This is a genomic window from Actinophytocola sp. NPDC049390, from assembly GCF_044466355.1.
In the GTDB taxonomy this organism is placed as follows: domain Bacteria; phylum Actinomycetota; class Actinomycetes; order Mycobacteriales; family Pseudonocardiaceae; genus Actinophytocola.
The window spans coordinates 36,419-57,224 of sequence record NZ_JBITMQ010000017.1 but is presented as its reverse complement, the minus strand read 5'-3'; the positions used below and the strand labels follow the sequence as shown (position 1 = coordinate 57,224).

Here is a 20,806-nt window from a genome sequence, read left to right as displayed (position 1 = left end):
TCCATCGTATGCGGGGGAAGCATCCAACCGCGCAGCGACACACGTGCAACACCCGACCACCGGTGGCGACGGTATGCCGGTTGCGCCGGATACGGACCAGTCGACAACGCAGTCGGGAACCCGAGCGCGTCACCTACCCATCCCGTGACGACGCAGCAGGTCAAGCAGCTGTTCGGTCAACACTTTGCGCATCCGCTGGTCGACCGCAGGTGCCACCAGCGACGCGACCCACGCAGGCACCCTCACCGCCCGCACGATGCCCGCCGACTCGGGGGGACCCTCCGGGCCTTGACGTGTCAGTGGTCATCAGGGCCACCGCCCGGGTCGTCCAGACGAAAGCTGCCCTCGATCACCAGGCGACCAGGACGAATGCCCTGGTCAGAGCGACATCCTTCTGTGTAGTGCCCTGCCGGTGATTCGAACCTGCGGCGATAGTTCGCGACACCGGGCAGCACGGCAATCCGCTGGCTCTTAACCAGCGGGTTCGGGGTTCGAGTCCTGGCGGCGTACGACCAAGACCGCAGGTCAGCATTACCGCTGACCTGCGGTTTTGTCGTTTCTGATCGCTTCCTCGATCGTCCTGATCGTCCACGGACACGTGATGGGTGCTCCAAGGGCGCTCGGCGACGACGGAGTAGCGGGACAAAGATCAACAGTGCAATTGCCCGGATCGGGAGAGCGCCGCCATGAGCAGCTGATCTCTAGTTGCTCATTAGAGCCACCCCGCGGTGGAGTACTGGTGCTGACCCGACGCCATCGCCGCGACGCTGGGCGACGACTGGGTGCACAACGGCGACGCCGGTTACGTCGACGCCAACCCGCCGGTGATCCGGCCCCGATCGAGATCGCTCGCGCCGTCCAGGTGCTTCGCCGGCGTCACACCGTCGACGAAGCCCTGCGCTCTGACCCACGTAAGCCTGGGCTGCGACCGTTGGTTGCCAGCCGAACAAGCCGCCCTGACCTTTGCTGGTGATGCTCGGTCAGGGCAGGAGTGTCGGCTTGCCCAGGGCCACGTCCGGGAACACGTGGCTCACTCCTCCCGCGGCGTCGGCACCCGCCTGGATAGGTGAAGGCAGCGGTGCTGGTGCGTACATGCTGATTCTGAGCCGCTGTGCGCCCGCGACGGGGACTTCCACTTCTGCGGGCTGTCCGACCCGCACCTCGTAGGTTTTGGCGAGCACGCCGTCGACATCGATCTCGATCTTCGTCGGAGCATCCGCACCGCTTGCCGTGATGCCGGCGAAGGCGGTGAACATCGAGTACTTGCCACCCAGGTCAACCTCGAACGTCGCGGGTGAGTCTCCGTTGCAGTAGAGGCTGCAGTGGTAGTGGAGACTGTTCTCGTAGGTGTCACCCTGGATCGTGACGTCGGTGAAGTCCAGGTCGATGTCGTTGCTGCCCTCCACCCGCGTCAGCTCCGACAACAACGTTCGGCGAGCGGACGGTACATCGGAAGGGGTGATCACCGGTGTCTCGGCTGTCGTCGACGTACTCTCCTCAGTCGGCACCGTCCGTTCCGTAGTGGTGACTGACGGCGCGGACGAACCGGTCCCCGGCGTGTCGTCACCGCCGAGGAGAGCCAGCACCGTGCCGGCCGTGATCCCGAAAAACGCGAGTATGCCCACGATGTCGGCCGCGCGACCGAGACCGATCCATCCGTTTCCCTGTCCTGCCACACATCCAGTGTGACTCAGGTCCGGTTGGCTTGTGTGTGCTTATCGCGGCGTCACGTCGGCCCGCTCCTGTGCCTGGTGCCAGGCGGCTTCGCGCAGCAGGCGGAGGCCGTTGAGGCCAACGATGACCGTGGAGCCTTCGTGGCCCGCCACGCCCAGTGGCAGCGGGAGGGTGACGAACAGGTCCCATAGCACCAGGCCGGTGATGAACGCGCCCGCGATAACCAGGTTGGCGGTCACCACGCGGCGGGCGCGTCGCGACAGCGCGATTGCGGCCGGGACGGTTGTCAGGTCGTTGCGGACGACGATCGCGTCCGTGGTGTGCAGGGTGAGGTCGGAGCCCGCACCGCCCATGGCGATCCCGGCGTGGGCAGCGGCGAGCGGGGGGGTGCGTCGTTGATGCCGTCGCCGACCACGGCCACCCGCTGCCCGGCCGCCTCGAGATCGCGCACCGCGGTGACCTTGTCGTCCGGCAGCAACCCGGCACGGACGTCGGTGATCCCGACCTGAGCGGCGACCTGGCGAGCGGTGGCGGCGTTGTCGCCGGTGAGCAGCACAGGCTCGGCCCCGGTCAGCCGGGTCACCGCGGCGACGGCAGGGGCGGCCTCGACACGCACGACGTCGCTGATGGCGAGGACCCCGGCGAGTTCGTGATCGCGCAGCACACCACAGCGGTGAAACCCCTCTCCTGCAAGGAATCCACCACCAGGTTCCCTTCGGGAGCAACGCAGGGGAATCGACCCGCAGCAGGTGGCCAGCGATACGTGCGGACACGCCACGACCGGGCTGCGCGGCGAACTCGTCCGCGGCGGGCAGGTCCAGCTCCCGACGGCGGGCGGCACGGACGATCGCCGTGGCGAGCGGGTGCGGGACGGCCAGCGGATGTGGAGGTCGTCGATCCGGTACCGGTGTGCGTGCCGCCAGCGACCGCCGACCGCAGGCAGGTCGGCGGGCGCGGCGGAGCGGCGCAGCCACCATCGAGGTCGTCCAATCGCAAGCTACTCTCGACCATCGCAACTCTATTGCAAACCCGCTGGTCAGCTCCCTGATGGCCTGCTCGCATGCCTGCCAGGGATGCGAGCAGGCGACCAGGTACGGCTTCGTGCGCCGACGTGAAGGAGATCATCGCGCAACCCGCTTCCGTCGCTCCATGACCAACGGCACCCGCGCCTCAATGACCAGCGGCTTCCCCACTAGATGGGCTCTGCTCGGACGAGCCGGTTGGACGTACTGGACGGATCCGCAATCCGTGTGCATCCTGCGCGAGCCGCCCCGGGGACTCGAACGCACACTCATGTGGGGATCTGCCCCAGTGCCCCGATGAACGCCGCCCTCAAGCACGAGCCGACGCCAGGCACGCGATCGTCGTAGATTGTGTCCGCCAGTTCTGCCATCGCGCGTGGTGGGCCGCGTCACCAGGACACCGGCACCGGTAGCAAACACCGACGCCTCTTTGACACGGTAGGGGTCATCGCGAGTCTGCACGTGGAAAATTTGGGTGCGTCGTGTCCCCAACGGGCCTGTTTTTCGGAGTTCAGGGGTGTCACCGCTTCGTCGAGCATCCTTGGAGACATCGATGGCCCACCCAGACCGTGTCCGCCGTGGACATCCAGCACAACGCCGCCGCACCCACTATCGATCGTCCGAGCATGCCGCTCAGCAGCCGGAACCAGACTTCGCCACGTCGACATCACCCGGCCACACCGCCATCAACGGAGGCGGGCTCGCTGGTCGCGGCGTGGCCCGGCAGTCGCGACGCGGCATCACCCGGCCCCTGCAAAGCGGCACGTCCGAGGAGCTCGCGACACCGTTCGCCCACTCGACCGGCACTGCTCACAACGCGATGTCCGGCGAACCCCTGCTCTACACCGCCGAGCAGGCGGCGTCACTGTTGCAGGTGCGCCCGTCGTGGTTGCGACGCAAAGCCGCGGCACGGGCGGTGCCATGCCGGTTCGTCGGCAAGCACCTGCGGTTCTCCCGCGCCGACATCGAGACGATCGCCGAGGGTGGCACACCCAAATACATCTCAAACCCTCAGTGAGTCGATCTAAATATCTCTCCGCATAGCGCGGCTATTCATGTCGCTTGACATTTGACGAACATGGAGCGTCCATGTGTCCGTCAAATCCTAACCACACCAGGGGGTGTTCACTCATGGCTTTTGTTGAGAAGAGCGGGAAGAATTTGTGGCGGGTGCGCTACCCGAAAGACGACGGCGGTTTCGGCACCATCTCCGGATTCACCTCGAAAACCGCGGCGGAGAACAAAGCAGACGAGATCGAAGCCGACCAGCGGCGCGGCCAGTTCCTCGACCCCGACGGCGGGAAACTGACGCTGGCGGAGTGGTCGATCACCTGGTTCGACGCGCTCGACGTGGCCGCGACCACCGAGGCCCAGTACCGCAGCCTCGTCCGCAACCACATCCTCGCCCGCTGGGGCACCACCCGGTTGGACGCGATCTCCGGGCTGGCCGTGCACACCTGGGGCAAGAAACTCCGCGCCGAGGGCTACGCACAGGCCACCGTCGTCACGATCGTCAAGGTCATGTCGATGATGCTGGCCGACGCCACCGACGAACACCTCATCGCCGCCAACCCCATCCAACCCCGCCGCCGCGGGAAACGTCGGCACGAGGTCCGCACCGAACGCGTCTGGGCCACCCCCGAACAAGCCCTCGGCGTCGCCGCCCAAGCCGCCGCACTGGTCGGGGACTGGGCCGCCGTGCTGATGATCACCGCCGCCTGGACCGGCGCCCGCTGGGGCGAACTCGCCGGACTCCGCCGCCACAACACCCACCTCAACGACGCCACCATCGTCATCGACCGCCACACCGGAGCCCTGCACGAAGTCAACGGGCGGCTCGAACTCGGACCACCCAAGACCGCCGAGTCCGCCCGCACCATCACCCTCCCGCCCTTCCTGGTCGAGTTGCTCCGTACTCATCTCGACAGGCACGGCCATCCGCATGTGTTCGTCACCGCCGACGGGGAGCTACTCCGCAGGTCGAACTTCGCCCGCCGCGCCATGCGACCCGCCACCGACGGCAACCACCACCGAACCCGGCCCCGCACCCGCGTCCACCCCGTCCTGCCCGGACTCGTCTTCCACGGATTCCGGCACAGCCACAAAACCTGGCTCATCGCCGACGGCATCCCCGACATCGCCCAAGCCCGACGACTCGGACACCGCATCCCCGACAAAATCGAGCACATCTACTCCCACGTCGCACCCGAAGTCGAAACCCGCCTCATCAACGCCCTCCAACACCGGTGGACCACCGCACTCCACACCCTCACCGGCAACACCACCACACCAAGCGCCGAACACAGCGCCGAACGGCTCACCCGACTCGCACTCCCCGCCGCGACCGTCCCCGCGATCGACCTGACCGCCTGACACCACCCCAGCACACGGCCGGCCACCTCCCCTACGGAGGTGGCTGGCCGTTCCTCGGCTCCGGCATCCCCACCGACACGCCGTCTTTCGCACGCGATCTGCCGCAATCAACCGGCCAGACCGCACCCCAGCCGTCCACACCAGCCATCAACCCGCCCACGCCGCCGACAGCCGCGCGCAACCACCACCAACCGGCCGCAAACGGACCCACCCCAGCAGCGATTGACCACGGATAACGCCTGCTGGGTACGGATGGCGGAGGAGAACCTGTAAGGCGACCCCACATGGCCGTTGGTCAAAGCCAGACCATGATCGTCTCCTTATTTTCTCCTTCTTGCCCTTGTTGATCTCCATTCAGACCTAAGTAGACAGTCCAGCAAGATCGATACCAGGGCAGCAAAAAGGCCCGCTGACCTGGACTTTCATCCAGAACCAGCGGGCCTATCGCGACCGTCGGGCTGACAGGATTTGAACCTGCGACCCCTTGACCCCCAGTCAAGTGCGCTACCAAACTGCGCCACAGCCCGGTCGCATCTCCCCTTCAGGAGGTGCGCGATCAGCCTAGCGTACGCCTCCGGTCAGTTCTTACGGGGGCGCTTCTCTCGCACTCGGACCGAGAGGCGGATGGGGGAACCCGTGAAACCGAACTCCTCGCGGAACCGTCGTTCGATGAAGCGGCGGTAGCCCGCCTCCAGGAAACCGGTCGTGAACAGCACCAGCGTCGGGGGCCTCGTCTGTGCCTGCGTGGCGAACAGCACCCTGGGCTGCTTGCCGCCTCGTACGGGCGGCGGGGTGGCGGCGATCAGGTCCGACAGCCACGAGTTGAGCCTGCCGGTGGGCACGCGCTGGTCCCACGACTCCAGGGCCGTGCGCAGGGCCGGGGCGAGTTTGCGGACCGACCGGCCGGTGAGCGCGGACACGTTGATGCGTTCCGCCCACGGGACGCGGACCAGGCCGCGTTCGAGCTCTCTCGTCAGTTGGTGGCGACGGTCCTCGTCCACCAGGTCCCACTTGTTGAACGCCAGGACGCAGGCACGGCCGGCGTCGACGACCATGGTCAGCACGCGCAGGTCCTGCTCCGAGATGGGTTCCGACGCGTCCAGCAGCACGATGGCGACCTCGGCGGCTTCGATGGCGGCCCGCGTCCGCAGGGACGCGTAGTACTCCATGCCGCTGGCCGTCTTGACCCGTTTGCGCAGGCCGGCGGTGTCCACGAAGCGCCAGACCTCGCCGTCGAGCTCCACCAGGGAGTCCACCGGGTCGACCGTGGTGCCCGCTACGGCGTCTACGACCGCTCGTTCCTCGCCTACCAGGCGGTTCAGGAGGCTCGACTTGCCCACGTTCGGCTTTCCCACGAGCGCCACGCGGCGGGGGCCTCGGGTTGCGCCGAAGGACTCGCGGGGGGTCGTGGGGAGGGCGTGGAGTACCGCATCCAGCAGGTCGCCGGAGTTGCGGCCGTGCAGGGCGCTGACCGGGAACGGCTCACCGAGGCCCAGGGACCACAGGGACGCCACGTCGGCGAGCAGGCGTTCGTCGTCGACCTTGTTCGCGGCCAGTAGTACCGGCTTGTCGGAGCGGCGGAGGACTCTCGCGGCCGCCTCGTCCGTCGTTGTCGCGCCTACCGAGGCGTCCACCACCAGCAGTACCGCGTCGGCGGTGCGCATGGCCAGTTCCGCCTGCGCGGTGACCGACGCCTGCAGGCCGTCCGCCTTGGGGTCCCAGCCGCCGGTGTCCACGACGGTGAACTTGCGGCCGTTCCAGAGGGCGTCGTAGGCGACGCGGTCGCGGGTCACGCCCGGTTTGTCCTGTACGACTGCTTCCCGGCGGCCCAGGATGCGGTTGACCAGGGTCGACTTGCCCACGTTCGGGCGGCCGACCACGGCGAGTACGGGCTGCGGCGGCTCGCCGCCGGTGTCATCGGGGTGGCCGAACTCCTCGTCCACGGTGGTCCAGTCGGACTCCTCGGACCAGGTGCCATCCAGCTCAGTCATTGCGTTGCTCATCCAGTTCACGCACCAGGTCGGCCAGGTGCTTGCGAATATCCTCCGTCGCGGCGACGAGGCCCGTGCGTCCACGCTGGACGGACAGCCGGAACGGCTCCCCTACCAGAACGTCCAGCTTAGGCCGGAACCTGCGCCGCGTGCCGGGCGGCCGGTACGTACCGCGCGTGGCGACCGGCAGGACGACCGCGCCGGTCATCCGCACGAGCCACGCCGCGCCCTGCTCCGCGTGGGCCACGTCACCGGTTCCCCTTGTGCCCTCGGGGAAAATGCCGACCAGCCCACCGGCGCGCAGCACCGAAACGGCCTGCATCAGCGGCCCGCGGTCGGCCGCCCCGCGGCGCACCATGATCTGGCCGATCCACCGGAACGCGTGCCCGGCGACGCCGCGCGACAGCTCCGCCTTCACCAGGAACACCGCGCGCCTGCGCACCATTCCGAACAGCACCTGCGGCTCGACGAACGAGCTGTGGTTGGCCACCAGCACGACCGGCCCGGTCGCGGGCACGCGGGACCGGTGGTGGATCCGGATCCGGAAGAGCGGCCGGTGCAACCACGTGGCCAGCCAGCGCCCGAAATCGTGCACCCACGGGACCGCCCCGGGGGGAAGCGTGCTCACGACTCCCCCTCGCAGGCTCGGTCGAGCCGCTCGCGGTCGCCCTGTGTTGAATGGTTCGCTCCGCAAGCTCCGCTCACCAGCCGGCAGCCACCCCACGCAGGTCCCGCTCGTCCACCAGCGCCATGATCTCGTCCAGCACGCCCTGCAGGTCGAGGTCGGTGCTGTCGAGCCACACGGCGTCGTCCGCGGGCTGCATCGGTGACGTGACGCGGCCGGAGTCGAGGCGGTCGCGGCGGTCGACGTCCTTGCGGGTGTCGTCGACCGACACCTCGCGGCCGGATGCCTTGTCCTGCAACGACCTGCGCAGCGCGCGCGCCTCGGCGGACGCGGTCAGGTACACCTTCAGCGCGGCGTCCGGCGCGACGACCGTGCCGATGTCGCGGCCCTCCACGACGATCCCGCCGCGCTCCTCGCAGACCTCGTCGATGATCCGCATCTGCCGTGCGACGAGCAGCGCCCGCACCCCCGCGACCGCGGAGACGGCCGACACGGCGAGCGTCACGGCCTGGCCGCGGATCTCCACGCCGACGTTCTCGCCGCCGAGCAGCGTCTCCTGGTGGTTCGGGTCGGCGCTGACCCTGAGGTCGACGTGCTCGGCGATGCTCAGCACCGCCTCCTCGTCGTCAGTGGCGACGCCGGACCGCAGCACGGCCAGCGTCACGGCGCGGTACATCGCGCCCGTGTCCAGGTACCCCGCCCCGAGTGCGTCGGCGAGGCGACGGGCCACCGTTGACTTGCCGGTCCCCGACGGGCCGTCCAGCGCGATCACGCCACGCAGTTCGCCCAGTTGCACCGCGCTTGCCTCCTCGAGGTCAGTTCACTCCACCTTCATTCTGCCAGGTGGCAACTGTTCACGACGATCAGCCGGTCGCAAGCCCCGATCCGCGCCCCTAGCGTCCGGATCAGTCAACCAAGGAGGTGGGCACATGTTCCGGCGAACCGTCCTCGGGGTGGCGGTGGTCTTGCTCGGACTGGTCGGGGTGGCCGCACCACAGGCATCCGCCGAGGTCAGCACCGCTGTCGTGGTCCTCACCTACGACGACAGCCAGGCCGCCGAGTTCGTCGACGCGGTCGCGGCGGGGGCCGAGGTGTGGAACACGCACGTCAGCAACGTGCGGATCGAGAAGGCCGCGCCCGGCGTGGCGGCCGACATCACCATCGTCGCGAACGACGGCTGGCCGCAGGCCACGCTCGGGCCGTTCTTCCCGGGTGAGGGTGGCGGCATGGTCTGGTACGGCAGGCAGGCCGTGCACGAGGGCTACAACCAGGTGCGGATCGCGTCGCACGAGCTCGGACACATCCTCGGGTTGCCCGACATGAAGCCGGGTCCGTGCGAGAGCCTGATGTCCGGCAGCACCGGCGGCGTGGACTGCGACAACGTGAACCCGAACGCCGAGGAGATCGCGGCGGTCGAGGCGAACTACGCGGGCGGCCGGATTTCCGCACCGCACAAGGGAACCGTGCTCGTTGAACGGTAACTGGTGACCCCTGACACACCGGCAAGCGAGCGTTAACCTGCAGTTACCCTGCGATAACTGGAGGTAACCGTGTTCCGAAGAGCACTGCTGGGGTTGCTTGCCACCGTTTCCATGACCGCGGCGCTGGTCGCCGGCGCCGCCCCGCAGGCGGCCGCCAGCGGCGACGACGGCGTCCACGCCGCGGTCGTCACCATCACCTACAGCGACGCCCGCGCCGGCGAGTTCGCGAACGCCGTCACCCAGGGCGTCGCGATCTGGAACGCGAGCGTCACCAACGTCAGGATCGTCAAGGCCGCGGCGGGCACCCGCGCGGACGTGCAGGTCATCGCCGACGACGGCTGGCCGCGCGCCACGCTGGGCCCGGTGCGTCCCGGCGGGAGCGGCACGGTGTGGATGGGCCGCCAGGCCGTGTACCAGGGCTACAACGTAGTCCGGATCGCCTCCCACGAGTTCGGGCACATCCTCGGGCTGCCGGACCGCAAGCCCGGGCCGTGCTCGAGCCTGATGTCGGGCAGCTCCGCGGGTGTGTCGTGCACGAACCCGTACCCGAACTCGACCGAGATCAGCCGGGTGCAGTGGCTGTACTCGGGCTGGTTCGCCGCGGCCGGGGGCACCGGCAAGGTAGTGATCGACTAGAGCACCTCGCCGAGCGTGGCGATCGCGGCCGTGAGCTGCGAGTCCGACAGGTATGGCGCGGGCCCGAGCCGGAGCTTGTCGCCCCTGCTGTCGGTGAGCACGCCGCGTTCGGCGAGCTTCTTCTGCAACTCCCCCGCGTTCGGTGCCGTCAGCGCGAGGAACCCACCGAACGCCTCGCGTGGCGCGGACCGGTCACGGGTGATCACGGCCGGGTCCGCGTCCAGGTCGTCGAACAGCGACGCGAGCAACCCGTTCTGGTGCAACGAGACCGCGCGCAGGAACGCGGGCGTCAGCTCCTGTGCCGCGAAGAAGTCGAGCACGGCGGCGGCCCGGTAGTGGCTCGTCGGGTCGTACGTGGAGCCCGCGAACCGGTCGCCGCCGGACGCGTAGCCCACGAGCCCGGACGTCTTCGCCGCCAGGTCCTCGAACTCCGCGAACCAGCCGGTGATGACGGGCCGCAGCTCCTGGGCGTGCGGCGGCAGCCGCAGGAAGCAGTTGCCCTCGCCCAGCTGCAGGTACTTGTAGCCGCCACCGGTGACCCACGCGGACTCCAGGCCGTGCGGGGAGAACGGGGCGACGCCGAGCGCGTGGTAGGCGTCGACGAGCAGTTCCACGCCTCGGTACCGGCACGCGGCGGCGACGCCGTCGAGCCGCGGCACGATCCGTGCGGTCTCGAACAGCACCGCCGACACGAGCACCGCGGCGGTGCGGTCGTCGACCTCGGCGGCGAGGCGTTCCGCCAGCGTGTCCGCCGGGGCCGCCGCGACCCGCACGACCTCGATGCCCTCCTCGCCGAGCCGGGCGAGCTGGCGGCGCAGCGTGTGGAACTCGCCGTCGGTGGTGACGAGCCGCGGCCGGGTCCGCAGGTCCAGGCTGGACAGGAACCGGACGACCAGCTCGTGGGTGTTGGCGCCCAGCGCGATGGCCCCGTCGCTGTCGCCGAGCAGGTCGCGGTACGCCTGCCGCAGCCGCTCGGCCTTCGCGAACGCCAGGTCCCACTTGGCGTCCACCGCGGCCGACGCGTCCGTGAACGCCTCGATCTGGCCGTGCAGCGCGACGTCGGGCCACGCCTGGTGCGAGTGCCCGGTCAGCAGCAGCCGCTTGTCGACCTCGAACCGTCCGTAGTGGACGGACAGTGCGTTGGGCGTGGCACGCAGTGAGTCCAGTGTGGTCACAGCTGGCTCCGCACGGCCCACAGGTCCGGGAACACGGCGTGGAACAAGGTGGTGCGCAGGTACGCGGCACCCGCCGACCCGCCGGTGCCCGCCTTGCCACCGATCGTCCGCTCGACCATCTTCACGTGCCGGTACCGCCATTCCTGCAGGCCCTCGTCGAGGTCGACGAGCAGGTCAGCCACTGTGGACGGTCCGGAGTCGTCCGCGTACACCTGCACGAGGACGCGCTGCACGTCCTCCGACTCGGTCCACTGTGTCCCGACGTCGCGGTTCAGCGCCGCGTCGGGCAGGTCGTAGCCGGCGCCCGCCAGGTAGTGCAGGAACGAGTCGAACACCGCGGGCCGGGACATGGCCAGGGCGACGCGTGCGTACGACTCGGAGTCCTTGTCGTAGGGCGAGAGCATCCGCTTGTCCCGCCGCCCGAGCACGGCCTCCAGCTCGCGGAACTGGTAGGACTGGAACCCGCTCGACGCGTCGAGCCGTTCACGGAAGCTGGTGAACTGCCGCGGTGTCATGGTTTCCAGCACGTCGATCTGGGCGACCACGACCTTGAGGATCGTGAGGGTGCGACGCAGCGCGCGCACGGAGTGCGGCGTGTCGCCCTTCTCCAGGCAGCGCTGCAGGTGCCCCAGCTCGTGCAGGATCTGTTTGAACCACAGCTCGTACACCTGGTGGATGACGATGAACAGCATCTCGTCGTGCTCGTCGGACCGGGGACGCTGCGCGCCGAGGATCTCGTCGAGCGCCAGGTACGACGTGTAGGTCAGTGCTGCGGACTGTCCACCTGGGACTGGTTCGGTCATGGCGCGGTCACCTCGTCGAAGTGGCGCTGCGCCGCGGGGGCCAGCGCCGGGTACAGGTCGTGGAACAGGCGCAGGGCCTCGGCCCGGCACTCGGGTGCGGGGACCAGGTCCGCCGGCAGCTCCGGGTCGAGGGTCGGGAACTCGCGGAACGTGTGCACCAGCCTGGTGCGCAGCAACAGTGCCGCGCGGTCGTCCTCGACCTCGTGGTCGCGGAAGTGCTCGACGAAGTCACGGTACCGCGCGGAGAGCTCGTCGAGGTCCCACACCCGGGTGACGAACACACCGAAGTCGACGGCGGTCGCGGGCCTGCCGAGCATCACCCCGGCGTGCTCGGCGACCTCCAGTTCCGCGAGCAGGGCGGCCAACTCCTTCTCGCGGTCGTGCGGCGCGAGCCACGTGCCGTCCTGCACCGAGCCGAAGCCGAGGAACCGCAGCCTGCTGACCAGCCGGGTGCGGGCGAGCCTGCGGTCCTCGGGGATCGAGTGCCACAGCACGGTCCAGGTCGTCTCGGTGCGCGGTCGTTCACCGAGGGTGAAGATGCGCTGGTCGCCCTCGGCGAGAACGGTGAGTGTGCGGGGCGTGAGCGCGTAGTGCACGTGCCTGCCGTTCTTGGTCGGCGCCAGGAGGTCGCGCGCGACGAGGCGGTTCAGCGCGACGCGGGCCGCGCCCTCGGTGAAGCCGAACTCGGCGAGCAGCCTGACCAGGCCGCCGGACCAGACCGTGCCGTGCTCGCGGGGGACGTGGTGCGCGCCGAGCAGCGTCAGCACCAGGTCCTGCGGAGCAGGCGAGAAGGTCATGCCGCGAGCATAGTTGACGCTTCAGCGGGGTCAACCGTAATGTGTCGTGGGTGAAGGTCGGCGTCGGGCTTCCGAACACGATTCCGGGCATCTCGGGCGAGGTGCTCGTCGAGTGGGCGCGCCGTGCCGAGGCCGGCCCGTTCAGCACGCTCGGCGTGCTCGACCGCCTCGTCTACGACAGCGTCGAGCCGTTCGCCGCGCTGTCGGCGGCCGCGGCGGTCACGTCCCGGATCGGGGTGGCCACCAACATCGCCATCGGCCCCCTCCGCTCCCCCGCCATGCTCGCCAAGCAGGCGCTCTCGGTGGATGCGCTGTCAGACGGGCGGTTCACGCTCGGTGTGGGCGTGGGGGCGCGGCGCGACGACTACGTGGCAGCGGGGGCGAACCACAAGGCCCGCGGCGCCAGGCTCTCCGAGCAGCTCGCCTACCTGCGTGGACAGCTGGACACCTCCGGCGTCGGCCCTTACCGAACACCCGTCAGGTTGCTCGTGGGCGGGTCGTCCGGAGCCGCGCTCGCGCGGATGGCCAGGTATGCCGACGGGTACGCGCACGGCGGCGGCCCGCCCCGTGCGTTCGGGTCGGCGGCCAACCGGGCGCGGGCGGCGTGGCGGGACCTGGAGCGGCCGGGTGAGCCGCAGTTGTGGGGCCAGGGGTACTTCGCGTTCGGTGACCCGGATCGTGGCTGCGACTACCTGAAGGACTACTACGCGTTCACCGGCCCGTTCGCGGAGAAGATCGCGGCCGGGAACCTGACGTCCGCCCGGGCCGTGCGGGACTTCGTGCGCGGCTACGAGGCGGAGGGCTGCGACGAACTGATCCTCTACCCGACCGTCGCGTCGCTCGACGACCTGGACCGGCTGGCCGAGGCGGTGTCCTGATGCGTGTCTCGGTCGTGGGTGGTGGGCCGTCGGGGCTGTACCTGGCGGTCCTGCTGCGCAAGGCCGGGCACGACGTGTCGGTCGTGGAACGCAACGCGCCGGACGCGACGTTCGGCTGGGGCGTGGTGTTCTCCGAGGAGACTCTCGGCGCGCTGCGGGACGCGGACTACGCCACCTACCTGGAGATCACCGACTCGTTCGCGCGCTGGACGTCGATCGACATCCACTACCGGGGCGAGGTGCTGCGGTCGTCGGGCCACACGTTCTCGGCGATCAAGCGGACGCACCTGCTGGCGATCCTGCAGAACCGGTGCCGCGAGCTGGGCGTGTCGCTGGAGTTCGGCACCGAGGTGGCGTCGGCCGAGTCCGCGGACCTGGTCGTGGCCGCCGACGGCGCGAACAGCACGCTGCGGCGTGGCGCGGACTTCGGCACCACGTCGACGCCGCAGGGCTGCAAGTACGTGTGGTTCGGCACGGACCTCGTGCTCGACGCGTTCACGTTCGTGTTCAAGGACACGGAGCACGGGCTGTTCCAGGTGCACGCGTACCCGTTCGACGAGCACACGAGCACGTGGATCGTGGAGACGACCGAGCCGACGTGGCGGCGCGCGGGGCTGGACCGGATGTCCGAAGAGGACAGCATGGCGTTCTGCCAGGCGTTGTTCGCCGAGGAGCTGGGGTCGCACCGGCTGATGTCCAACAAGTCGATCTGGCTGGACTTCCCGTTGGTGCGCAACGAGACCTGGCACCGGGGGAACCTGGTGCTCATCGGTGACTCGGCGCACACCGCGCACTTCTCGATCGGGTCGGGCACGAAGCTCGCGATGGAGGACGCGATCGCGCTGGCTAACGCGTTCGTGCGTCATCCGTCCGATGTGGAGGCCGCGCTCGTGGACTACGAGCTGGAGCGCCAGCCCGTGGTGGAGCGGTTCCAGCAAGCCGCCGGGGACAGCGCGGCCTACTTCGGGCGGGTGCGCAACCACCTGAAGCTCGCGCCGATCCAGTTCGCGGCGAACCTGCTGACGCGCAGCGGCCGGATCAGCCACGCGAACCTGACGCAGCGGGACCCGGCGTTCATGCGTGTCCTGGATTCCTGGTTCTCCGCACACGCTTCCGGGGCACCGCTCGTGCCCGGCGCGGTGGCGCCGCCGCCGATGTTCGCACCGCTGAACCTGGGTGGGCTGACCATGCGCAACCGCGTGGTGCGGAGCGCGCCGGACCTCGCGGAGGCGGCACGGGCGGGCGCGGGGCTGGTGCTGACCGGGTTCGTGGCGGTCGCCGAGAACGGCCGGGTCTCGCCCGCGACCCCGTTGCTCGACGACGCGTGGGCGGCGGCGGTGAAGGAGGTCCACGACGCGGGTGCGCTCGCCGGGGTCCGGCTGGGCCACGCGGGACGCCGGGGCGCGACGCGGGCGGACGGCGGTGTGGACGTGCCGCTGCGGGACGGGTGGCCGCTGCTGTCGGCGTCTCCCCTGCCGTACACCCCGTTCAGCGCGGTGCCCGCCGAGGCGTCCGACGCGGACCTGACACGTGTCAGGTCCGACTTCACCTCGGCCGCGGAGCGGGCGCGCGACGCCGGGTTCGACGTGCTCGAACTGGACCTCGCCGACGGTCACCTCCTCGCGAGCTTCCTGTCGCCGCTGACCAACCGGCGGTCCGACGAGTACGGCGCCGAGCCGCTGCGGTACCCGCTGTCCGTCGTGGACGCGGTGCGCGCGGTGTGGCCGGGGCTGCTCGCGGCCCGGCTCACGGTCACCGACCTCGCGCGCGGCGGCACGACCGTCGAGCAGGGCATCGCGTACGCACGCGCCCTCGCCGACCACGGCGTCGACCTGGTCCACGTGCGGGCCGGGCACACGACCGCGACCTCGCGGCCCGAGTACCGGCGCGGCCACCTGACCACGCTGTCCGACCGGGTGCGCAACGAGGCCGGAGTGCCGACACTGGTCGGCGGGTACCTCACCACCCCGGACGAGGTGAACACGGTCGTCGGCGCCGGGCGCGCCGACCTGTGCCTCTTCGAACCGGCCCCGAGCCCGCTGGAGCAGCCGTGACCGCGTTCGCCGACCTCACCTCGCCGCAGGTGGCCGAACTGCTGTCAGGTACGCGTACGCCGGTGCTGCTGCTGCCGGTCGGCGCCGTCGAGCCGCACGGCCCGCACGGGCCGCTCGGCACGGACGAGGTCATCTCCGCGGGCATGTGCGGGCGGGCTGCCGAACGGCTGTCAGGTGACCCGGACGTGCGGGTCCTGGTGCTGCCGACGCTCAACTACGGGGTCACCAGGATGGGGGCGGCGTTCCCGGGCGCGGTGACGGTGTCGGAGTCGACGCTGCACGCGCTGGTCACCGAGGTGTGCGGGGCGCTGGTGGCGCAGGGGTTCACGCGGATCGTGGTGGTCAACAACCACTTCGAACCCGCGCACGTGACCACGCTGCGGAAGGCCGCGGCCGAGGCCGGGGTCACCTACCTCGACCTCGTGCGCAGGCACAACGCGGCACGGCTGACCGAGGAGTTCCGGTCCGGCTCCTGCCACGCGGGCCGGTACGAGACGTCGCTCGTGCTCGCGGACCGCCCTGACCTGGTCGACACCGACACGGCGGCGACGCTGCCGCCCGTCCCCGTCGACCTGCCGGCCGCGATGGCCGAGGGGAAGGCGGACTTCGTCGCGATGGGCATGGACCGCGCCTACTGCGGCGACCCGGCCGGCGCGTCGGTCGCGGAGGGGCAGTCCACGTTCGACACGCTCACGGACCTGCTGGTGGAGACCATTCGGGGGGTGGCATGACCCTGTTCAACGTCGCCGACCACTTCGTCGACCGCAACCTGACGCTCGGCAGGTCGGAACGAGTCGCGCTGTACACACCGGACGGTGCCACCACGTACGCGGAGCTGGCGGCACTGGTGAACCGGGTCGGCAACGTGCTCCTCGAACTGGGGGCGCGGCGCGGTGAGCGGGTGCTGCTCGCGCTGTCGGACGGCGTCGAGTTCGTCGCCACCTGGTACGCGGCGCAGAAGATCGGCGCGGTCACCGCCGAGGTGTACACGTTCCTGCAGGCCAAGGACTACCGCTACTTCCTCGACTACACCGGCGCGTCGGTGGTGATCGCGGACCCGGTCACGCTGGACCGGCTGCGCGAGGCCGGGGTTGACGACCGTCAGGTACTGGTGGTCGGCGGGTCCGACCCGCGGCCCGGCGAACACGACTTCGCGACCCTCGTCGCCCAGGCGCCCGACACGCTCGCGACCGCCGACACCACCCGCGACGACATCGCGATCTGGAAGTTCACGACCGGCAGCACCGGCGCGCCGAAGGCGTGCGTGCACACCGCGGCGAGCCCGATCGTCAGCCACGAGCGCTACGCGCTCGACGTGCTGGGCATCCGCGAGGACGACATCGTGCTGCCCGTGCCGAAGCTGTTCTTCGGCTACGCCCGTGACCTGACCGCGCTGTACCCGTTCGGTGTCGGCGGCGCCGGGATCGCGTTCCCCGAGCGGACCACCGCCGAGAAGATCTTCGAACTGATCGCCCGGTTCCGGCCGACGATCCTCGTGAACGTGCCGACGATGATGAGCGCGATGGTCGCCCACCCGTCGGCGGCCGACCAGGACCTGACATCCGTCAGGTTGTGCACGTCGGCGGGCGAGGCGCTGCCCGCGGAGCTGCACCGCAAGTGGGACGAGGCGTTCGGCGTCGAGGTGGTCGACGGGATCGGCTCGTCGGAGGCGTACCACATCTACATCTCCAACCGGCCGGGCGCGGCGCGGCAGGGCAGCTGCGGGCAGGTCGTGCCGGGGTACTCCGCGCGGGTCGTGGACGACGCGGGCGCGGCGGTGCCGGACGGCGAGGTCGGTGTCCTGGAGGTCAGCGGCGGCACGGTCGCGCTGGAGTACTTCGGGGACGCGGAGAAGTCGGCGGCGACCTACCGCGGCGACACCGTCCACACAGGAGACCTGTTCAGCCGGGACGGCGACGGGTTCTTCTACTACCACGGCCGCGCCGACGACCTGTTGAAGTCCGGCGGGATCTGGGTTGCCCCGAGCGAGATCGAGCACTGCCTCATCGGCCACGAGGACGTCCTCGAGTGCGGGGTAGTGGGGTTCGACGTGGACGGTCTCACGAAGCCACGCGCGTACGTCGTGCTGCGCGAAGGCGCCACCCCGTCCGCCGACGCGCTGAAGGCCTACGTCCGGGAGCGGCTCGCCGGGCACAAGTGCCCACAGGACATCGTGTTCGTGACCTCCCTGCCGCGCACCACGAACGGCAAGCTCGACCGGCGCGCGCTGAAGGCGCTCTCATGAGGCTCGTCGTGGTCACGGGTGGCACGCGTGGCATCGGCGCCGCGATCGCCAAACGCTTCACCGACCTCGGCGACCGGGTCGTCGCGCTGGGCCGCGCCGACTGCGACGTCACCGACGAGGCCGCGGTCGCCGAGGTGTTCGGCTCGCTCGGCGAGGTGAACGTGCTGGTCAACAACGCCGGTATGGCGTCGAGCGCGCCGCTCGCGAAGACCACTGTGGACGACTGGCGCTCCCAGCTGGACGTCAACGCGACCGGCGCGTTCCTGTGCACGCGAACGGTGCTGCCCGGCATGCGGGAACGGAACTCCGGCCGGATCGTGACCGTCGCGTCGACGGCCGGTCTCGCCGGGCAGAAGTACACGTCGGCCTACACGGCTTCGAAGCACGCGGCGGTCGGGCTGATGCGCGCGGTGGCCGCGGAGGTGGCGGGCACCGGCGTGACCTCGAACGCGGTGTGCCCGACGTTCGTGCGCACGGACATGACGACCACGACGGTGCGGCGCATCGCCGCGACCACCGGCCGGTCCGAAGAGGACAGCGAACGGATCGTGGCGGGCATGTCACCGCTCGGGCGGCTGCTGGAGCCGGAGGAGGTCGCGTACGCGGTCATGTTCCTCGCCGCACCGGAGGCGGCCGCGATCAACGGTCAGACGATCGTCCTGGACGGAGGAGGTGTACAGGCATGAGTCCGTTCCGGGCATCGCCTGGGTTCACACAGGAGTGGAAGCACTTCGACCTGTCGGTGGCAGAGGGGGTCGCGACGGTCACGCTGAACCGGCCCGACAAACTGAACGCGCTCACCTTCGACGTGTACGCGGACCTGCGTGACCTGCTCGCCGAGCTGCCACACCGCGGTGACGCGCGCGTGGTCGTCCTCACCGGCGAGGGCCGCGGGTTCTGCTCCGGCGGCGACGTCGAGGAGATCATCGGCGAGTTGCAGAAGATGGAGGCCGCGCAGCTGCTGGAGTTCACCCGCATGACCGGTGCGGTGGTGAAGGCGCTGCGGGAGTGCCCGCTGCCGGTGATCGCCGCGGTCAACGGCGTCGCCGCGGGCGCGGGCTCGGTGATCGCGCTGGCCAGCGACTTCCGGCTGCTCGCGGAGTCGGCGAAGTTCGCGTTCCTGTTCACGAAGGTGGGCCTGGCGGGCGCGGACATGGGTTCGGCGTACCTGCTCCCCCGGCTCGTCGGTCTCGGCCGGGCGACGGAGCTGCTGATCCTGGGCGACAAGATCGACGCGGCGCACGCGGACCGCATCGGCCTGGCGACGAAGGTCGTGCCGGACGACACGCTCGCGCGGGAGGCGACCGCGCTGGCGCGGCGGCTGGCGGACGGCCCGGCGCTGGCGTACTCGACGACGAAGGTGCTGCTGACACGTGAGCTGGACATGGATCTCGGCAGCAGCATCGAGCTGGAGGCCATGACGCAGGCGCTGCTGATGAAGAGCGACGACCACGCGGAGTTCTACGCGGCGTGGTCGGCCGGACGGAGTCCACAGTGGACCGGCCGATGAGCGCGCACGAGGTCGTCACCGCCCCCGGCCTCGCCGAGCCGGTCGGGTTCGCGCACGCGGTGGTGGCCGCGCCGGGCCGCACCGTGTACCTGGGTGGCCAGACGGCGCAGGGGCCGGACGGCGCGATCGTGGGTTCGACGATGGCGGAACAGTTCGACCAGGCCGCGGGCAACGTGGTCGCGGCGCTGGCGGCGGCGGGCGGCACCCCCGACCACCTGGTCTCGCTGGTCATCTACACGACGGTCGTCGGCGAGTACCGCGCGGCGCTCAAGGAGCTGGGACCGTTGTGGCGCAAGCACTTCGGCCGCCACTACCCGGCGGTCGCGCTGCTGGGCGTGGCGGAGCTGTTCGACGAGGCGGCGAAGATCGAGCTGGTGGGCACGGCGGTGATCCCATGACGTACACCCACCTCTCCCCCGCCCACGAGGAGCTGCGCGACCACACCGAGAAGGTGGCGGCGTCCCTTCCCGGACACGGAGAACCGGGCCGGATCAACCGGCCGCTGCTGACAGCGCTGGCGGAACACGGCCTGCTGAGCAGGTTGTTCCCGCGTACGTCCGCGATGGACCTGTGCGTGATCCGTGAGGCGCTGGCCCGCCACAACACCGAAGCGGAGACGGCGTTCGCGCTGCAGGGCCTCGGCGCGTACCCGATCCTTCTGGCGGGCCGGGAGTCCGTTGTGGACACGTGGATGCCACGCATCACCGCGGGCACCGCGGCCGTGGGCTTCGCGCTGACCGAACCGGACGCGGGCTCGGACGCGGCGTCGCTGTCGTCGCGGGCGGTCCGCGACGGCGACGGCTTCCGCCTGACCGGCGAGAAGGTGTTCATCTCCAACGCCCCCGACGCGGACGTGTACTCGGTGTTCGCGCGCACGAGCGACAACGGCGCCCGGGGTATCACGGCGTTCGCGGTCCCGGGTGACGCGCCGGGCCTCACCGGAACCCGTCAACGTCTGGTGTCCCCACACCCGATCGGCCGCCTGCACTTCGCGGACGTGTACGTGCCCGCCGAGTCGGTGCTGGGCGAGGTGGACGGTGGCTGGCGGGTGGCGATGCGGACGCTCGACATGTTCCGCCCGAGCGTGGGCGCGTTCGCGGTGGGCATGGGGCAGGCCGCTCTGGACGCGGCGGTGGCGCACACAGCCGAGCGCGAAGCGTTCCGCAAACCTCTGCGCGACTTCCAAGGGGTGTCACACCAGTTGGCCGACGTGGCGACGCGGCTGCAGGCAGCCCGCCTGCTGGTCCACGACGCGGCGGCCGCGTACGACTCGGGTGCCGAACGCACCGGCCACCTCTCGGCGATGGCGAAGCTCTTCGCGACGGAGTCCGCCCAGCACGCGGTGGACGTGGCGATCCAGGTCCACGGTGCCCGCGCGCTGGAGGAAGGTCACCTGCTGGAGCACCTGTACCGCGAGGTGCGGGCGCCGCGCATCTACGAGGGCGCCAGCGAGATCCAGCGGGAGATCATCGCGCGCCACCTGTACCGCTGAGCCTGTGCGCGCGTTGTGCTTCTGACATGCGGAAACCCCTTGTGGCGCCG

Annotated in this window: 21 protein-coding genes and 1 tRNA gene; 12 read left to right on the top strand and 10 right to left on the bottom strand. The window is 70.1% G+C overall.

Annotation, left to right across the window (positions count from 1 at the left end; genetic code table 11):
• Positions 1–980: 980 nt before the first annotated feature.
• Genes ACIBVP_RS37275 through ACIBVP_RS37265 form a run of 3 tightly spaced genes read right to left on the bottom strand, consistent with a single transcriptional unit; the run spans position 981 to position 2,338 of the window.
• Positions 981–1,676, bottom strand: coding sequence for an NPCBM/NEW2 domain-containing protein (locus ACIBVP_RS37275; protein WP_396111188.1), 696 nt, complete (start codon positions 1,674–1,676; stop codon positions 981–983).
• 39 nt (positions 1,677–1,715) lie between these two features.
• Positions 1,716–2,027: a hypothetical protein gene (locus ACIBVP_RS37270; RefSeq protein ID WP_396111187.1), complete on the bottom strand. Its 312-nt coding sequence runs from the start codon at positions 2,025–2,027 to the stop codon at positions 1,716–1,718.
• On the bottom strand, positions 1,961–2,338 hold the full coding sequence (locus ACIBVP_RS37265) for an HAD-IC family P-type ATPase (protein ID WP_396111186.1): 378 nt from the start codon (positions 2,336–2,338) through the stop codon (positions 1,961–1,963). Before ACIBVP_RS37265 ends, ACIBVP_RS37270 begins: the two co-directional genes overlap by 67 nt.
• Before the next feature lie 1,073 nt (positions 2,339–3,411).
• On the opposite strand from ACIBVP_RS37265, the gene ACIBVP_RS37260 reads away from it, so the two are divergent.
• Positions 3,412–3,714 carry a helix-turn-helix domain-containing protein gene (locus ACIBVP_RS37260; protein WP_396111185.1) on the top strand — a complete coding sequence of 101 codons (303 nt, stop codon included), beginning with the start codon at positions 3,412–3,414 and terminating at the stop codon, positions 3,712–3,714.
• Positions 3,715–3,827: 113 nt separating this feature from the next.
• Positions 3,828–5,069, top strand: coding sequence for a tyrosine-type recombinase/integrase (locus tag ACIBVP_RS37255; protein WP_396111184.1), 1,242 nt, complete (start codon positions 3,828–3,830; stop codon positions 5,067–5,069).
• Positions 5,070–5,522: 453 nt separating this feature from the next.
• Here the strand turns inward: ACIBVP_RS37255 and ACIBVP_RS37250 are convergent.
• The 4 genes from ACIBVP_RS37250 to cmk all read right to left on the bottom strand — a co-directional run bounded on the left by ACIBVP_RS37250 (position 5,523) and on the right by cmk (position 8,481).
• A tRNA-Pro gene (locus tag ACIBVP_RS37250) sits at positions 5,523–5,596 on the bottom strand.
• Between the two features lie 51 nt (positions 5,597–5,647).
• Complete coding sequence (der, locus tag ACIBVP_RS37245; RefSeq protein WP_396111183.1) at positions 5,648–7,060, bottom strand: ribosome biogenesis GTPase Der; 1,413 nt, start codon at positions 7,058–7,060, stop codon at positions 5,648–5,650.
• Complete coding sequence (locus tag ACIBVP_RS37240; protein WP_396111182.1) at positions 7,053–7,688, bottom strand: lysophospholipid acyltransferase family protein; 636 nt, start codon at positions 7,686–7,688, stop codon at positions 7,053–7,055. Before ACIBVP_RS37240 ends, der begins: the two co-directional genes overlap by 8 nt.
• Positions 7,689–7,761: 73 nt before the next feature.
• Positions 7,762–8,481: a (d)CMP kinase gene (gene cmk / locus ACIBVP_RS37235; protein WP_396111181.1), complete on the bottom strand. Its 720-nt coding sequence runs from the start codon at positions 8,479–8,481 to the stop codon at positions 7,762–7,764.
• 133 nt (positions 8,482–8,614) lie between these two features.
• On the opposite strand from cmk, the gene ACIBVP_RS37230 reads away from it, so the two are divergent.
• Complete coding sequence (locus ACIBVP_RS37230; protein WP_396111180.1) at positions 8,615–9,166, top strand: snapalysin family zinc-dependent metalloprotease; 552 nt, start codon at positions 8,615–8,617, stop codon at positions 9,164–9,166.
• Between the two features lie 69 nt (positions 9,167–9,235).
• Complete coding sequence (locus tag ACIBVP_RS37225) at positions 9,236–9,802, top strand: snapalysin family zinc-dependent metalloprotease (protein WP_396111179.1); 567 nt, start codon at positions 9,236–9,238, stop codon at positions 9,800–9,802.
• Here ACIBVP_RS37225 and ACIBVP_RS37220 read toward each other — a convergent pair.
• From ACIBVP_RS37220 to ACIBVP_RS37210, 3 genes are read right to left on the bottom strand one after another with little or no spacing between them, the layout of a single operon-like run.
• On the bottom strand, positions 9,799–10,977 hold the full coding sequence (locus ACIBVP_RS37220; RefSeq protein WP_396111178.1) for a kynureninase: 1,179 nt from the start codon (positions 10,975–10,977) through the stop codon (positions 9,799–9,801). The genes ACIBVP_RS37225 and ACIBVP_RS37220 overlap by 4 nt on opposite strands.
• Complete coding sequence (locus ACIBVP_RS37215; protein ID WP_396111177.1) at positions 10,974–11,780, bottom strand: tryptophan 2,3-dioxygenase; 807 nt, start codon at positions 11,778–11,780, stop codon at positions 10,974–10,976. The genes ACIBVP_RS37220 and ACIBVP_RS37215 overlap by 4 nt, the downstream gene beginning before the upstream one ends.
• Complete coding sequence (locus ACIBVP_RS37210; RefSeq protein WP_396111176.1) at positions 11,777–12,577, bottom strand: PaaX family transcriptional regulator C-terminal domain-containing protein; 801 nt, start codon at positions 12,575–12,577, stop codon at positions 11,777–11,779. The genes ACIBVP_RS37215 and ACIBVP_RS37210 overlap by 4 nt, the downstream gene beginning before the upstream one ends.
• Positions 12,578–12,627: 50 nt before the next feature.
• Here ACIBVP_RS37210 and ACIBVP_RS37205 point away from each other — a divergent pair, with 50 nt between their 5' ends.
• The 8 genes from ACIBVP_RS37205 to ACIBVP_RS37170 are packed head-to-tail and all read left to right on the top strand — an operon-like array spanning position 12,628 to position 20,756.
• Positions 12,628–13,455: an LLM class flavin-dependent oxidoreductase gene (locus ACIBVP_RS37205; protein WP_396111175.1), complete on the top strand. Its 828-nt coding sequence runs from the start codon at positions 12,628–12,630 to the stop codon at positions 13,453–13,455.
• Complete coding sequence (locus tag ACIBVP_RS37200) at positions 13,455–15,509, top strand: FAD-dependent monooxygenase (protein ID WP_396111174.1); 2,055 nt, start codon at positions 13,455–13,457, stop codon at positions 15,507–15,509. Before ACIBVP_RS37205 ends, ACIBVP_RS37200 begins: the two co-directional genes overlap by 1 nt.
• Complete coding sequence (locus ACIBVP_RS37195) at positions 15,506–16,240, top strand: creatininase family protein (protein WP_396111173.1); 735 nt, start codon at positions 15,506–15,508, stop codon at positions 16,238–16,240. Before ACIBVP_RS37200 ends, ACIBVP_RS37195 begins: the two co-directional genes overlap by 4 nt.
• Positions 16,237–17,754 (top strand): benzoate-CoA ligase family protein, encoded by a 1,518-nt coding sequence (locus ACIBVP_RS37190; protein ID WP_396111172.1) that lies wholly within the window; start codon positions 16,237–16,239, stop codon positions 17,752–17,754. Before ACIBVP_RS37195 ends, ACIBVP_RS37190 begins: the two co-directional genes overlap by 4 nt.
• Entirely contained in the window at positions 17,751–18,440 is a 690-nt protein-coding gene (locus ACIBVP_RS37185) for an SDR family NAD(P)-dependent oxidoreductase (protein WP_396111171.1), read from the top strand. The genes ACIBVP_RS37190 and ACIBVP_RS37185 overlap by 4 nt, the downstream gene beginning before the upstream one ends.
• On the top strand, positions 18,437–19,264 hold the full coding sequence (locus tag ACIBVP_RS37180) for an enoyl-CoA hydratase family protein (protein ID WP_396111170.1): 828 nt from the start codon (positions 18,437–18,439) through the stop codon (positions 19,262–19,264). The genes ACIBVP_RS37185 and ACIBVP_RS37180 overlap by 4 nt, the downstream gene beginning before the upstream one ends.
• Positions 19,261–19,662 (top strand): RidA family protein, encoded by a 402-nt coding sequence (locus ACIBVP_RS37175; protein WP_396111169.1) that lies wholly within the window; start codon positions 19,261–19,263, stop codon positions 19,660–19,662. Before ACIBVP_RS37180 ends, ACIBVP_RS37175 begins: the two co-directional genes overlap by 4 nt.
• Entirely contained in the window at positions 19,659–20,756 is a 1,098-nt protein-coding gene (locus ACIBVP_RS37170) for an acyl-CoA dehydrogenase family protein (RefSeq protein WP_396111168.1), read from the top strand. The genes ACIBVP_RS37175 and ACIBVP_RS37170 overlap by 4 nt, the downstream gene beginning before the upstream one ends.
• Positions 20,757–20,806 lie beyond the last annotated feature (50 nt).